Here is a 13,294-nt window from a genome sequence, read left to right on the forward strand (position 1 = left end):
CCCACCACGCGTTCGAGCTGGCCGGCCAGCTCGAACCGGCGTACACGGTGGGTGGCGACCACTTCGACTGGTCGCTGGACGGCGACCGTCTCACCGTGACGGTGCTCAACGGCGAGGGCAACGGCCTGGCGGCGTCGCTGTTGACAGCCGTCACTGTCAACGCGATGCGCAACGCGCGTCGCTCCGGTGGCGGCCTGGTGGAGCAGGCCGAGCTGGCCTCGGACACGGTCTTCTACCAACACCGGGGCGCCCGGTACGTGGCCACCCTGCTGCTTGAGGTGGACACTCGCCTCGGCCGGGTGCGGGCCGTCGACGCGGGCTCGCCCCACCTGTTGCGGATGCGCGGGTCCACTGTCGAGCCGATGAAACTTGATCAGCAGCTGCCGCTGGGCATGTTCGCCGAGACCCGCTACGAGCTTCAGGAGATGCAACTCGCCCCCGGTGACCGGCTCTTCGTCGTCAGCGACGGGGTGTGGGCCGCCGAGCCGCCGGGCCAGGAGCCGTACGGGCAGCGGGTGATGGCACGGTCCCTGCGCGCCACGCGGTTGCAGCCGCCGGCCGAGGCGGTTGGTACGGTGATGCGCGAGCTACACGCCTATCACGCCGATTCCGATCTGCGTGACGACGCCGTCGTGGTCTGTCTGGACTGGCACGGGCCACGCGAGCGGAGCATGGCGTGAGTTTCGCCGCCGCATTGCCGGGCGGGCACCAGCGCGACAACGGCAGGGGACATCAGGTGGAGCGACCTGCGGATCTCGCCGCGGCGATCACCACGGCCGCCGAGACGCTGATCGCCGTGCTGGAGTCGGCCGGGTCGCGGCACCAGGTGCCGCCCACCCAGCTGAGGGTGCTCTTGCTGATCAGCGGTCGTCCGGAGACCAACGTCAACGGGTTGGCGGAGCTGCTGGACGTGGTGCCCTCGTCGGCGAGCCGCCTGTGCGACCGGTTGGAGGCGACCGGGCTGTTGCGTCGGGTGGCCGATCCGCGTGACCGGCGTGAGGTGCGGTTGGTGCCGACGCCTGCGGCGCTGACCCTGTTGGGGGAGTTGGCCGAGCGGCGTCAGCGCGCGGTGCAGGCGGTGCTGGACCGGATGCCGGCGCGGATGCAGCACGAGCTGTTGCTGGCGCTGGCCGGGTTCGCTCGGGCGGCGACGTCGGTGCCCGAGCAGCAGGCCGATCCCGCCGTCCAGACGGCCTGAGCACCAACCGCTCTTCCACTAGTATCCTAGGACGCTCTACGCGTGGTGATCCACGCCACAGTGAAACACCGCCGCACCGGCAGGCCACGGCAGCGGCCGGCCAGCGAGAGGAAGCCCGATATAGTGGCAGCGCACCTACCCGGCCCGCGAGCCTCGAGATCGCGGGCCGTATCAGGGCAAGGGGCCCCGCCCGGGGCCGCAGGGGAGAGCCGGCGCTGGTCGGCCCGACAGCGCGTACGACCCTCAGCCGCGCCCGGCGCCGGCCGGGGGCCCGCGTGCCGTGGAGGAGGATCGGTGTCGCGTCGGCCGGCTCGGGCAGAGCAACCGCGGGACACCGGTGACGAGACTCCCGGCAACCAGGTCCTCACCCTGCCCAACCTGATCAGCTTCGGGCGGCTGCTGGGCGTGCCGCTCTTCCTCTACCTGTTCCTGGTGGCGCGGGCCGACGTGGCGGCGGTCGTGGTGCTGGCCATCGGGGGCACCACCGACTGGGTCGACGGCTGGATCGCCCGCCGCCTTCACCAGGTCAGCCGCCTGGGCGAGTTGCTCGACCCACTCGCCGACCGGCTCTACATCCTCGCCACCCTGATCGCCTTCACCGCGCGGGAGGTGGTGCCGTGGCAGTTCACCGCGGCGCTGCTGGCCCGTGAGGTGCTTCTGCTGGCCTCGCTGGCGGTGCTGCGTCGCTACGGGTACGGTCCGCCGCCGGTGCACTACGTGGGCAAGACCGCCACGTTCCTGCTGCTCGCGGCGTTCCCGGTGCTGCTGTTGGCCAGCGCGGCCACCGACGTGGCGACGGCGGCGAGCGCCATCGGCTGGGCGTTGGCCTGGTGGGGGCTGGTGCTGTACTGGGTGGCCGGCGCGATGTACGTCGTGCAGGCGGCCCGGCTGGTGCGCGCGGCGCGCGGTCCGGGAGCGGCGGCGTGAGCGCGCCTCGGCTGGGAAAACCCGGCCAGGACCGGGTGTACGCGCCGGACTTCCTGACCGAGCTGTTCCGCAACCCGCTGGATCCGGGGTACGCGGACGCGGCTGCCGCCCGTCGGCGCTCGGCGGAGTCCGCTCCGGCGAGCGGATGGCGGGCCTTGCCGGCACGGTCGGTGAGCCTGGTCGTGGTGGTGATGCTCGGTTTCCTGTTCGCGGTCGCGTACCGGCAGACGATGGCGGACGAGCCGGGGCGCAGCCAGGCGCGTTCGGGTCTGGTGGCGCAGATCAAGGAGCGGGAGAGCCAGACCGACCGGTTGTCCACGCAGGCGGATCAGCTGCGCGAGGAGGTCAGTCGGCAGCGGGACGCGGCGTTGACCGGTTCGGCCGCCGCCCGGTTGCGCAACCTGGAGGCGAGCACCGGGTTGGGCCGGGTGCGCGGTGACGGTGTGGTGGTGCGGTTGGCGGACGCGCCGGACAAGGCTGATGCGGTCACCGGTGCCGGCGCGGGGCCGCCGCGGGTGCTCTACAGCGACCTGCAGGGTGTGGCGAACGCGTTGTGGAGTGCTGGCGCGGAGGCGATCGCCATCAACGGGCAGCGGTTGACGTCGACGTCGACGATCCGGTCGGCGGGTGAGGCGATGCTCGTGGATTTCCGGCCGGTGACCGGGCCGTACGAGGTGTCGGCGATTGGGCCGGGTTCGATGCGGCGCAAGTTCGAGGACAGTCGGAACGCGGCGCTGATGCGGAAGGTCGCGCAGGGGACGGGGTTGTCGTTCGGTGTGCGGGAGGCGGATGACCTCACCCTGCCGGCGGCGCCGGAGCCGCAGCTACGCTACGCCAAGCCGTCGGTCAGTCCGAGCCCTTCCGCGTCGGGTGTCCGTTCCGGCAGTCCCGGGTCGTCCGGTCCGGGGACGACTGTTAGCCCCTCCGGAGGTGGCCGATGATCGCGGTGTTGGCGTTGCTCGCCGGTGTGGTGCTGGGCGTGTGGCTTGATCCCACGGTGCCGGCGGCGTTGCAGCCGTACCTGCCGATCGCGGTGGTGGCCGCGTTGGACGCGGTGTTCGGTGGGGTGCGGGCCCGGTTGGACCGCATCTTCGACGACAAGCAGTTCGTGGTGTCGTTCATTTCGAATGTGCTGGTGGCTGGTCTGATCGTGTATCTGGGTGACCAGTTGGGGGTGGGTGGGCAGTTGTCCACCGGTGTGGTCGTTGTGTTGGGGGTGCGTATCTTCGGCAACGTGGCGGCGATCCGTCGGCACCTGTTCCGGGCGTAGGTTGGGTTGCGATGAGTGACGAGCAGACCGACACGGGGACCGGGTGGCCGCAGCCGGCGGGTCCGGTGCGGCCGGGTGGGCCGGCCGGTGAGCCGGATCCGCGGCCGGATGCGCCGGATCCGGATGAGTTGAGCCCGTTGGCGCCGCAGGCGCCGGCGGATGACGAGCCTGTGGCGGAGCCGGGTGTGGAGCCGGTCGACGATGGTGCGACGGTGGACCTGAGCGCGGTGTCGCGGTCGGGGGAGCAGCCGGTTGCGGGTTCCGACGGGTTGGCGGAGCCGGTGGGGGAGTCGGCGGCGCCGGTGGTGGCTGGTCGGTCGCGGTGGAGTGCGGCCGGGGTGATGATCGCCGCGTTGTTGGCGTTGCTGGGGTTCACGTTGGTCGTGCAGTTGAAGACGACGTCGACGGACCCGACTCTGGGTGCCACCCGTCAGGAGGACCTGGTCCGGATTCTGTCGGATCTGGATGCGCGGGAGAATCGCCTGCAGCAGGACATCCGGGCTCTGGAGGACAGTCAGCGGCAGTTGCGCTCGGGTGAGCAGGGTCGTCAGGCGGCGTTGGATGAGGCGACGCGGCGGGCGGACGAGTTGGGCATCCTGGCGGGGACGTTGCCGGCTGTGGGTCCGGGGTTGACTGTGCAGTTCGACGGCGGTGTGAAGCCGATTTCGGCGAACCGGGTGTTGGACGCGGTGCAGGAGCTGCGTGGTGCGGGCGCTGAGGCGATGCAGATTTCCGGTGGGGATCGGGCGACGGTGCGGATCATCGCGTCGACGTACTTCCTCGATGGGGAGAACAACGCGTCGTTGATCGTGGAGGGGCGTCGGTTGTCGGGGCCGTACACGATCACGGTGATCGGTGATCCGGCGACGATGCGTACGGCGTTGAACATTCCTGGTGGGGTGGTGGCGTCGGTCCGGGGTGACGGCGGTAACGTGACGTTTGGGGAGCGTGAGGTTGCCGAGGTTTCGGCGCTGCACGTGCCGATCAAGTTGGAACACGCCCGTCCGGTCTCCTGACCGGCGCGGCCGCGCCGGACCCGGGTGGTCCGGGGCACCGATGGATGAAGGACGCGTCTGGTGATTCCCGAGGATCTGCGATACACCGCCGAGCATGAGTGGGTGGCGGGTGACGGCACGGCTTCGGTCCGGGTCGGCATCACCCACTTCGCGCAGGACGCGCTCGGTGACATCGTGTACGTGCAGTTGCCCGAGGCGGGTGCGGTGGTCGCGGCCGGTGACTCGTTGGGTGAGATCGAGTCGACCAAGAGCGTGTCGGAGATCTACGCGCCGGTGGCCGGTACGGTGGCGGCGCGCAACGATGCGTTGGCTGACACGCCTGAGCTGATCAACACTGATCCGTACGGTGAGGGTTGGTTGGTGGAGATCACGCCGAACGATCCGACTGCGACGGATGGGTTGCTGACGGCGGCCGCGTATCAGAAGATCACCGAAGGCTGAGTGTGCTTGATCCGGTGCGCGGCATGTCTGCGCGCGTCCGGTTGCCCTGCATTTCGGCGCTGGCTAGGCTCGCCCAGTCGACCGAGAACCCAATAGTTGAGCGTTGCGGAATTGCCTTCCCGGGCACGGGGAGCCAGCCGCCGGGTGTTCAAGTGCCCGGCGGCCAGACCCGCCATTACCCGACGCCGACCGAACAGATCCGTGAGGTGGTCCCATGACGCGGCCAGACGACGAGTTCCCCCCACTCGACGTCACTTCGACGCTCAATCTCGGTTCGCTCGACGAAGTGCTGGAGGGGCCGGATACCGATGTGGTGCCGAGCCGGATGTCCGGTTCGTTGCCGCCGGGTATGGCGCTGCTGGTGGTTCGTCGAGGCCCGAATGCGGGTGCCCGGTTCTTGTTGGACCACGATGTGACGACCAGTGGCCGGCACCCGGACAGTGACATCTTCCTGGATGACGTGACGGTGTCGCGTCGGCACGCGGAGTTCCACCGTGATGGTGGGACGTTCACGGTGCGGGACGTGGGTAGCCTGAATGGCACGTACGTCAATCGTGAGCGGGTCGAGGCGGCCACGTTGAGCAATGGTGACGAGGTTCAGATCGGTAAGTTCCGGGTGGTGTTCATCGCCGGTCCGCGCCCGGAGGAGGAGGCCGGCCGGGGGTGAACGAGCCTGCGGCCTCCATGTCACCCGGGGCGGCTCGGTCTGAGCCGCTGATGAGCATCGGTGAGGTGCTTGGGCAGTTGCGGGTGGATTTTCCGGATACCACGATTTCGAAGCTGCGGTTTCTTGAGGCCGAGGGTTTGGTCGAGCCGCAGCGGACGGCGGCGGGTTACCGGAAGTACAGCTGGGACGATGTGGCGCGGTTGCGGTTCGTGTTGACCGCGCAGCGGGACAGGTACCTGCCGTTGCGGGTGATTCGGGAGCAGTTGGCCCAGTGGGATTCGTCCGGTGAGCAGCCGGAGCGGTCGCGGCCGGCGTTGGTTGCGGTTGGTCCTGATGGTGCGGTGCCGGGTCGTGAGTTCGCGGAGCCGGCCGAGTCGTCGCAGGTGCGGCTCGGCCGGTCGGATCTGGTGGCGCGCAGTGGGATCGACGAGTCGACGTTGGTGGAGTTGGAGCGGCTCGGTGTGCTGGTGTCGGATCCGCCGGGTTGGTATGACGCTGATGCTCTGATCATCGCGTCGGCGGTGGCGGGGTTGGCGGCGTACGGGTTGGAGCCGCGGCACCTGCGGGGTTATCGGACGGCGGCGGACCGGGAGGTCGGTTTGTTCGCGCAGTTGGTGGCGCCGTTGGCGCGGCAGAGTGATCCGGCGGCGCGGGCGCGGGCGGCGGAGACGGCGCGGGAGTTGGTGGCGTTGTCGGAGCAGTTGCACGCGGCGTTGGTGCGGGTGGGGCTGCGGTCGACGTTGGGTCGGTGAGGGTGCCCGGTGGGTGGCGGCTGAGCGGAAAGATCTCTTCCGGGAAGCGTGCCGTAGGCTTGCCGGGGTAACCCCTTTTCGGCGCGGACGTGGTGCTGTAGCGCATGGGACGGCCGTGTTGCGGTCCGTGTACCGTGCAGGGAAAGGCGCGGTGCGGCGTAGGTGACAACGACACGGAGGCGGCGGTGCGCGAGCTGAGCGTGGTCGGAGTTCGGGTGGAGCTGCCCAGCAACCAGCCGATCGTCCTGCTCAGGGAGGTCGAGGGGGACCGCTATCTGCCGATCTGGATCGGCGCGGTCGAGGCGACGGCTATCGCTTATGAGCAGCAGGGGGTCAAGCCGGCCCGGCCGTTGACGCATGACCTTCTGCGGGACGTGTTGGCGGCGTTGAAGGCGCCCTTGCAGGCGGTGGAGATCACCGAGCTGAAGGAGAACGTCTTCTACGCTGATCTGTTGATCGGTGATGGGGTGCGGGTGTCGGCGCGGCCGAGCGATTCGATCGCGTTGGCGTTGCGGGTTGGTGCGCCGATTCGTTGTGCGGAGCAGGTCCTCAGCGAGGCGGGGATCGTTATCCCTGATGAGCAGGAGGACGAGGTGGAGAAGTTCCGCGAGTTCCTGGAGCAGGTGCGTCCGGAGGATTTCGCGGGCTGAGGTGTGCCTGGGCTCTGTTGGTGATCTTTCTCGGTGGCTGCGCGGCGTGTCGCGTCGGTTCCTCCGTGGTAACCCCTGACGGTGGCGATAGGGTTTCCATGTCGAGGGGTGCGCGTCGGAGGAAACGATGCGTCGCCACACTGACGGGGAGGTTGTCCGGATGCACGAGCCGCGGGATTCCGATCCGGGTGCAGAGTTCGACGAGTCGGGTGCCTCGTCGCCAGGTGTGGCGGCTGAGGGTGACGGTTCGGTTGGTTACCGGGGTGTGACGGCCTGCCATGCGGTGGGCATCAGTTACCGGCAGTTGGATTACTGGGCGCGGACGACGCTGGTGGTGCCGAGCGTTCGTGATGCCTCGGGTTCGGGGACGCAGCGGTTGTATTCGTTCCGGGACCTGGTGGTGTTGAAGGTCGTGAAGCGGTTGTTGGATGCGGGGGTGTCCCTGCAGAACATCCGTAAGGCGATCGAGGCGTTGCGGTCGCGTGGTGTGGAGGATCTGGCGGGGATCACGCTGATCTCTGATGGGACGACGGTGTATGAGTGCCGGTCTCCGGAGGAGGTGGTCGACCTGTTGCAGGGTGGCCAGGGGGTCTTCGGCATCGCGATCGGTGGGGCTTTCAAGGAGATCCAGGGGTCGTTGTCGCATCTGCCGGCGGAGCCGGCGACGAGCGGCCCGGTGGAGCCGGTGGTGGCGGCGGGCCCGGATCCGGTGGGTGACGAGTTGGCGGCGCGGCGGGCGCGGCGGCGCGCCGGCTGACGGTTCGGTCTTTCGGTTTTTTTCCGGTTGTTTTCTCGCGACCGTCGGTGACGGTGGCGAGGGTTGATCGGCCGCGTCGGTCCACTGTGGATACCGTGGGTGTCGTGTTGGTTGCCCATTGTGGAGATACCCATCGGTAGTGGTGACGCACCGTGTCGTCGTGTTGTCGGGAATCCGATAAGGGGGCGCTGACCGGGGGCGGTTGACACGCTATGGTCCCTCACGGTTCTGGACCCTTCACCCCCGGAAGGAACGACCGTGACGGTTACGGAAGAGACTGTTCCCACCTCGCACTACGACCGTATTGGCGGTGCCAGTTCGGTCAAGGCGGCGGTTGAGCTGTTCTACGACAAGGTGCTCGCGGACCCGGAGTTGGCGGGCTATTTCGCTGGCGTGGACATGGCGGGTCAGCGGCGGCATCTGGCGTTGATGTTGACGGTGGTGCTGGGTGGCCCGAACGAGTACACCGGTCGCGGGTTGGACGAGGCGCACCAGCCGTTGAACATCACGGTGGGCCACTACGCGAAGGTGGGCGAGTACCTGACGGTGACGCTGACCGAGCTCGGAGTGCCGGCGGACGTCATCGCCGATGTGCAGACGGTGCTGGGGCAGGTGCAGGGCCAGGTGGTGGCTGCCGGGAACAGGTCGGGCGTCTGAGCGTGGACGCCGCTCGCCTCAAGCAGAGCTGGTCGGTGGTCGCCGGTCACGGCGACCAGGTGCCGCTCTACTTCTACTCGACGTTGTTCCTCGCCCATCCCGAGACGCGGCAGATGTTCCCCACGAACATGGCTGGTCAGCGGGACCGCCTCGTGACCGCGTTGGGTCACATCGTGTCCAACGTGGACCAGGTGGATCGGCTGGTGGGTTTCCTGCAGGATCTCGGCGCGGATCACCGCAAGTTCGCGGTCCGCGCGGAGCACTATCCGGCGGTCGGTGAGGCGCTGGTGGCGACGTTGCAGCATTTCCTCGCCGAGCAGTGGACCGACGAGTTGGCTGCGGACTGGACGGCGGCGTACGGGTTGGTCGCCCAGGTGATGGTGGAGGCCGCGCAGGCCGCTGAGGCGGTCAATCCGCCGTGGTGGGTGGCGGAGATCGTGGCGCATGAGCGGCGGGCGTTCGACGTGGCGGTGTTGACGGTGCGTCCGCAGTATCTGTTGCCGTTCACGCCGGGTCAGTCGATCGGGGTGTCGCACCCGTCGGTGCGGTCGTGGCGGTACTACTCGCCGGCCAACGCGCCGCGGGCGGACGGCACGTTGGAGTTGCATGTGCGGGCCGCGCCGGGTGGTGCGGTGTCGTCGCGGCTGGTGTACGGGTCGGCGGTGGGGGATCGGGTCCACCTGGCGGCGCCGGTGGGGGACCGGCTGGGGTTGTGGGCGGCGGGCTCCAGTGACCTGTTGCTGTTGGTGTCGGGTACCGGCTGGGCGCCGATGAAGGCGTTGGTGGAGCAGGTGGCCGCGGAGGGTTCCCGCCGGCGGGTGGACCTGTATGTGGGGGCCCGGTCCCGTAGCGAGTTCTACGACAGCGATGCGATCGACAAGTTGGCATCGTCGTATCCGTGGTTGACGGTGACGTACGTGGTCGGTGCCGACGTGCACCGGCCGGGGGAGTTCGTGCAGGCGGTGGACCGGGCGTTGGCCGACGGTGACTGGCGGTCCCGGCACGTGTTCGTGTGTGGGTCGGACGAGATGGTGTCGCACGCGGTGCGGACGTTGGTGCAGGCGGGCTACCACGCGGGTCAGGTGCACCACGAGGGCCTGGGCGCGCAGTGGTACGGCCCGGCGTGGCGCACGGCGGTGCAGCAGTCCGCTGCGGGTGGCACTTCGGGAGGTGGGCACAGGTGAGTGCGACGCCGATCAGTCGGTATGACGGTGTGCAGGTGTCCGGCGGTGTGCAGGTGCGGATGACCGCCGACCGGGTTCGGCGGTGGGAGTTCGGTGCGGCGTCGTTCGCTCGGCGTGGTTACGACAACGCTGATGTGGACCGGTTCCGGGTGCAGGTCGCTGACGAGTTGGACCTGTTGGCGACGCAGATCGCGACGTTGCGGGCGGAGAACGAGCGACTGACCGACCGGGTGGAGTTGCACCGGCACGGGGTGATCCCGAGTACGGGGGCGGCGGCGAAGGTCCCGGCGGCGCGTGAGGTGAATCTGCTGTCGGCGGCGCAGCGGGAGGCCGAGCAGATCATCGCGCAGGCGCATGACTACGCGCGTCGGGTCGCCGAGTACGCCCGGGTGCAGTACGAGAGTTACCTGCACGCGGCGGAGGCGGAGGCGAAGCAGGAGGCGGAGCGGGCGGTGGCGGAGTACCGCAGCGCGGCGGGGTCGAGCTTCGACGACACGGTGGCGACCCGGGAGGCGTTGCGGATCTTCGGCGAGATGATGGTGTCGCACATGCAGGCGGCGGCGCGGCATCTCGACGACGGCAGTGAGCAGTTGGCGCGCACGATGGATCGGATCGCGGCGGAGACGCCGGGGGCGCCGTTCGTGGGTGGCGTGGTGGGTCAGTCGGCGTTGCCGCGGCACCAGCAGCGCTGAGTCGCCGGGTGGGGTGCGCTGACGTGGACCCCACCCGGTGCGCTGGCGGCGGTGGCATAGTCGGAGGGGTCAGGCGGGGCTGACCGGTGGCCCGCCCCGGGGAGAGGTGCCGTCGTGTCGGTATCACCGTCTCCATCCGGCGGATCGGCGGACCCGCTGACCGCGTTGGAGGCGTCGGCGTGGGCGCTGGCGGCCGCTGTCGGCACCATGAGTGACGCCCTGTCGGCCCCGCTCGGCGAGGTCCTCGCGGCGTCGCCGCACCGCAGCGCGGTACTGGAGGCGGCCGGTCTGCTGTCCTGGGACGGCGGGACGCCGGTCGCGCACCCGTCGCTGGTGCCTGCCGACGGGCCGACCGGGCGCAGTGCGGTGCAGGCGCGGTTGAGTTCGCTGCGGCAGGCGGTCGCCGCGGCGGCGCAGGAGCCTTCCGGCGGGGGTGGCGCGGGCTGGGCGCAGGTCGACGACGAGGTGTTGCTGCATCAGGGTCGGGCGTCGGCGGCGACCGGCCGGGCGTTGGCGACCCGGGTGGTGCCGGAGTTGGCGGGGCTGGCGGAGCGCTTGGACTCGGCGGATGCCCGGGTGCTGGACGTGGGCACCGGTGTGGCGGCGTTGGCTGTCGCCCTGGCCCGCGCGTTGCCCCGGGTGTCGGTGGTGGGCATCGACGTGCTGCAGCGGGCGTTGGACCTGGCCCGCGGGGAGTTGGCCGAGGCGCGCGACGTCGCGGACCGGATCAGTGTGCGCCGGCAGGACGTCGCGGACGTGGCCGAGCCGGATGGGTACGACCTGGTGTGGGTGCCGGCGCCGTTTCTTCCCCAGCAGACGTTGGCGCTCGCGTTGCCCCGGTTGGTGCAGGCGCTGCGACCCGGTGGCTGGCTGGTGGCCGGCACCAATCCGCCGGCCGGGGACCCGTTGCGGGCGGCCGTCGACCGGTGGAACGCCGTCCGCAACGGCGGCAACGCCTTCGACGCCGACCGGATGGCGGCGGTGCTGGCGGAGGCCGGGTTGGGTGACGTCCGGCGTTTTCCGACCGTCCCCGGTGGGCCGGTGTTGGTCGCCGCGAGCCGCCCGGGCGGCTGAGGGCCGCACCTGGTGGGTGGGTGCCAGGTTCTTTTCTCTGCGCGCCGGGTGGGTCAGCTGGCGGCAGCGCGGACGGCCTCGACGATCGGGGTGGGCCCGTCGACGAGTTCCAGTGTCGCGCCGGTGGTGCGCGGTTCGTCGAGCAGCGCGGCGAGGACGTGGGCGACGTCGGTGCGGCTGATCGCGCCACTACCGGCGTGTGGGGTGAGGGTGACCCGCCCGGTGGGTGGGTCGTCGGTGAGCCGGCCGGGTCGCAGCACCGTCCAGGCCAGGTCGCGGCGGCGCAGGTCGTCCTCGGCGGCGCGTTTGGCGCGCAGGTACGCCGCCCACACGTCGTCGGTGCCGGGGGCGGGTGGTGTGTCCACGCCCATGGAGGAGACGAGCAGGTAGCGGTGGACGCCGGCGTGGATGGCGGCGTCGGCGAGCAGCGCGGCGGCGGCCCGGTCGACGGTGTCCTTGCGGGCGGCGCCGCTGCCGGGGCCCGCGCCGGCGGCGAAGACCACCGCGTCGGCACCGCGCAGGTGCTCGGCCACCTGTTCCGGCGAGGTGTGCTCCAGGTCGCAGACGACGGGGGTGGCGCCGGCGGCGCGCAGCGTCGCGGTCTGCTCGGGGTTGCGGATGAGGCCGACGGCGGTGTCGCCGCGCCCGACGAGGTGGCGTTGCAACAGGAGGGCGATCCTGCCGTGGCCTCCGGCGATGACGACGCGCATGCGCCCAACCTACCGGTGCCGGGGGTGCGGGCGGCGTCATCGGCTTGACCTTGACCTTCGGGCAACCCTGAGCCTGGTGGGAGCCGGTCGCCGTGACCGGCGCGCGAGGAGGATGTCGACGTGGGGCTGATGACCATCGGGGCGTTCGCCCGGGCGGCGAGGCTGACGCCGAAGGCGTTGCGCCTGTACGACCAGGGCGGGCTGCTGGTGCCGGCCGCTGTCGATCCGGAGTCCGGTTACCGGCTCTACGACCCGGCTCAGCTGCCGGTGGCGCGGCTGGTCGCCCAGTTGCGTCGGCTCGGTATGCCGCTGGCGACGATCCGGGTCGTGTGTGACCTGGAGCCGGCAGCGGCGGCTGAGGCGGTCACCGCGTACTGGCAACAGGTCAGCGCCGACACCGCGGCCCGCGCCCGGCTCGCCACCCTCCTCGTGGACCACCTGTCTGAAGGGGGTACCACCATGTCTGTCCCGGATCCCACAGTTGTCGTTCGCTCTGCCGCCGGTTGTGACACCGGGCTCGTGCGCGACAGCAACGAGGACACCGCGTACGCCGGCGAGCGGTTGCTCGCCGTGGCCGACGGGATGCGGGGGCCCGGCGGGGCGGCCGCCAGCGCCGCCGCCGTCGACGCCCTGAAGCCGTTGGCCCTGACCGACGTGCCGGGCGCGGACCTGCTGACGATGCTGGCTGGCGCGGTGAGCGCCGCCGACCGTGCCGTGCACGGGTTGGCCACCGACACCGACCAGCCCGTCACGACGCTGACCGCGCTGCTGCTCAGCGGTTCCCGGCTGGCGCTGGTGCACGTCGGTGACACCCGGGCCTACCTGCTGCGCGGCGGTGAGTTGTCGTTGCTCACGCAGGATCACACCTGGGTGCAGACCCAGGTTGATCAGGGTCGGCTCGACCGGGACCAGGCCGCGACGCACCCGCAGCGCGCGGTGCTGGTGCGTGCCCTCGGTGGCGGCCGGCAGGTCGAGGCGGATCTGGCGTTGCGTACCGCGGTTCCGGGTGACCGGTACCTGTTGTGCTCCGACGGGCTGTCCGCGGTCGTCGGCCGGGCCGGGTTGGGGTCGGCGTTGGCCGCGACGGACGATCCCGAGGACACGGTGCGGGCGCTGATCGATCTGGCGCGGGCCGAGGGGGCGCCGGACAACATCGCCTGCGTCGTCGCCGACGTCCTAGCCGCAGAACCGTCGTCGCCGACGTCCTAGCGGGGTATCCGGCGTGGCCGGCGGTGTTGCCGCCTGGGCGGCGGGCGCGCCCGGGGGGGGGGCGCCCCCCCCGCCGGGGCGGGGGGGCCC

At 70.6% G+C, this 13,294-nt stretch carries 17 protein-coding genes; 16 read left to right on the forward strand and 1 reads right to left on the reverse strand.

Features of this window, described 5'->3' with window-relative positions:
* The 15 genes from AB0B48_RS27270 to AB0B48_RS27340 form a co-directional block, all read left to right on the forward strand.
* Window positions 1-680 (forward strand): PP2C family protein-serine/threonine phosphatase (locus AB0B48_RS27270; protein ID WP_357206461.1); only part of this gene is annotated, 680 nt, incomplete at its 5' end.
* 56 nt (window positions 681-736) lie between these two features.
* Window positions 737-1,198, forward strand: a complete 462-nt coding sequence (locus AB0B48_RS27275) for a MarR family transcriptional regulator (protein ID WP_357206478.1) — start codon at window positions 737-739, stop codon at window positions 1,196-1,198.
* A gap of 294 nt (window positions 1,199-1,492) precedes the next feature.
* Window positions 1,493-2,125 carry a CDP-alcohol phosphatidyltransferase family protein gene (locus tag AB0B48_RS27280; RefSeq protein WP_355007559.1) on the forward strand — a complete coding sequence of 211 codons (633 nt, stop codon included), beginning with the start codon at window positions 1,493-1,495 and terminating at the stop codon, window positions 2,123-2,125.
* A complete protein-coding gene (locus AB0B48_RS27285) occupies window positions 2,122-3,066 on the forward strand; it encodes a DUF881 domain-containing protein (RefSeq protein ID WP_357206464.1) in 945 nt (314 codons plus the stop codon). The genes AB0B48_RS27280 and AB0B48_RS27285 overlap by 4 nt, the downstream gene beginning before the upstream one ends.
* On the forward strand, window positions 3,063-3,395 hold the full coding sequence (locus AB0B48_RS27290) for a small basic family protein (RefSeq protein ID WP_030327710.1): 333 nt from the start codon (window positions 3,063-3,065) through the stop codon (window positions 3,393-3,395). Before AB0B48_RS27285 ends, AB0B48_RS27290 begins: the two co-directional genes overlap by 4 nt.
* An 11-nt stretch (window positions 3,396-3,406) precedes the next feature.
* Window positions 3,407-4,411, forward strand: coding sequence for a DUF881 domain-containing protein (locus AB0B48_RS27295; RefSeq protein WP_357206465.1), 1,005 nt, complete (start codon window positions 3,407-3,409; stop codon window positions 4,409-4,411).
* Window positions 4,412-4,471: 60 nt separating this feature from the next.
* Complete coding sequence (gene gcvH / locus AB0B48_RS27300) at window positions 4,472-4,852, forward strand: glycine cleavage system protein GcvH (protein ID WP_091397961.1); 381 nt, start codon at window positions 4,472-4,474, stop codon at window positions 4,850-4,852.
* 214 nt (window positions 4,853-5,066) lie between these two features.
* Window positions 5,067-5,519: an FHA domain-containing protein gene (locus AB0B48_RS27305; protein ID WP_007071101.1), complete on the forward strand. Its 453-nt coding sequence runs from the start codon at window positions 5,067-5,069 to the stop codon at window positions 5,517-5,519.
* Window positions 5,520-5,569: 50 nt separating this feature from the next.
* Entirely contained in the window at window positions 5,570-6,271 is a 702-nt protein-coding gene (locus AB0B48_RS27310) for a MerR family transcriptional regulator (protein WP_357206467.1), read from the forward strand.
* 185 nt (window positions 6,272-6,456) lie between these two features.
* Window positions 6,457-6,921 carry a bifunctional nuclease family protein gene (locus AB0B48_RS27315; RefSeq protein WP_030327706.1) on the forward strand — a complete coding sequence of 155 codons (465 nt, stop codon included), beginning with the start codon at window positions 6,457-6,459 and terminating at the stop codon, window positions 6,919-6,921.
* 160 nt (window positions 6,922-7,081) lie between these two features.
* Window positions 7,082-7,678: a MerR family transcriptional regulator gene (locus AB0B48_RS27320; protein WP_355007555.1), complete on the forward strand. Its 597-nt coding sequence runs from the start codon at window positions 7,082-7,084 to the stop codon at window positions 7,676-7,678.
* A 258-nt stretch (window positions 7,679-7,936) separates the two neighbouring features.
* The gene (locus tag AB0B48_RS27325; protein ID WP_357206469.1) at window positions 7,937-8,335 is read left to right on the forward strand and encodes a group 1 truncated hemoglobin; all 399 of its coding nucleotides are present in this window, start codon (window positions 7,937-7,939) and stop codon (window positions 8,333-8,335) included.
* Window positions 8,336-8,337: 2 nt separating this feature from the next.
* Complete coding sequence (locus tag AB0B48_RS27330; protein WP_357206471.1) at window positions 8,338-9,519, forward strand: globin domain-containing protein; 1,182 nt, start codon at window positions 8,338-8,340, stop codon at window positions 9,517-9,519.
* Window positions 9,516-10,211 carry a cell division protein DivIVA gene (locus tag AB0B48_RS27335; protein ID WP_112587029.1) on the forward strand — a complete coding sequence of 232 codons (696 nt, stop codon included), beginning with the start codon at window positions 9,516-9,518 and terminating at the stop codon, window positions 10,209-10,211. Before AB0B48_RS27330 ends, AB0B48_RS27335 begins: the two co-directional genes overlap by 4 nt.
* Before the next feature lie 114 nt (window positions 10,212-10,325).
* The gene (locus tag AB0B48_RS27340) at window positions 10,326-11,285 is read left to right on the forward strand and encodes a class I SAM-dependent methyltransferase (RefSeq protein WP_357206473.1); all 960 of its coding nucleotides are present in this window, start codon (window positions 10,326-10,328) and stop codon (window positions 11,283-11,285) included.
* A gap of 53 nt (window positions 11,286-11,338) precedes the next feature.
* Here AB0B48_RS27340 and AB0B48_RS27345 read toward each other — a convergent pair whose 3' ends face one another.
* A complete protein-coding gene (locus tag AB0B48_RS27345) occupies window positions 11,339-11,995 on the reverse strand; it encodes an NAD(P)H-binding protein (RefSeq protein ID WP_357206474.1) in 657 nt (218 codons plus the stop codon).
* A 120-nt stretch (window positions 11,996-12,115) separates the two neighbouring features.
* On the opposite strand from AB0B48_RS27345, the gene AB0B48_RS27350 reads away from it, so the two are divergent.
* Window positions 12,116-13,204 carry a MerR family transcriptional regulator gene (locus AB0B48_RS27350; RefSeq protein WP_357206476.1) on the forward strand — a complete coding sequence of 363 codons (1,089 nt, stop codon included), beginning with the start codon at window positions 12,116-12,118 and terminating at the stop codon, window positions 13,202-13,204.
* Window positions 13,205-13,294: the final 90 nt, after the last annotated feature.

This window comes from Micromonospora sp. NPDC049089 (genome assembly GCF_040648775.1).
Classification (GTDB): domain Bacteria; phylum Actinomycetota; class Actinomycetes; order Mycobacteriales; family Micromonosporaceae; genus Micromonospora.

What these genes read in the sequence shown, in the direction of transcription:
- AB0B48_RS27290 (WP_030327710.1), top strand. Translation starts at nt 3,063, where the DNA reads ATGATCGCGGTGTTGGCGTTGCTCGCCGGTGTGGTGCTGGGCGTGTGG.
- AB0B48_RS27295 (WP_357206465.1), top strand. Translation starts at nt 3,407, where the DNA reads ATGAGTGACGAGCAGACCGACACGGGGACCGGGTGGCCGCAGCCGGCG.
- AB0B48_RS27305 (WP_007071101.1), top strand. Translation starts at nt 5,067, where the DNA reads ATGACGCGGCCAGACGACGAGTTCCCCCCACTCGACGTCACTTCGACG.
- AB0B48_RS27310 (WP_357206467.1), top strand. Translation starts at nt 5,570, where the DNA reads ATGAGCATCGGTGAGGTGCTTGGGCAGTTGCGGGTGGATTTTCCGGAT.
- AB0B48_RS27320 (WP_355007555.1), top strand. Translation starts at nt 7,082, where the DNA reads ATGCACGAGCCGCGGGATTCCGATCCGGGTGCAGAGTTCGACGAGTCG.
- AB0B48_RS27345 (WP_357206474.1), bottom strand. Translation starts at nt 11,995, where the DNA reads ATGCGCGTCGTCATCGCCGGAGGCCACGGCAGGATCGCCCTCCTGTTG.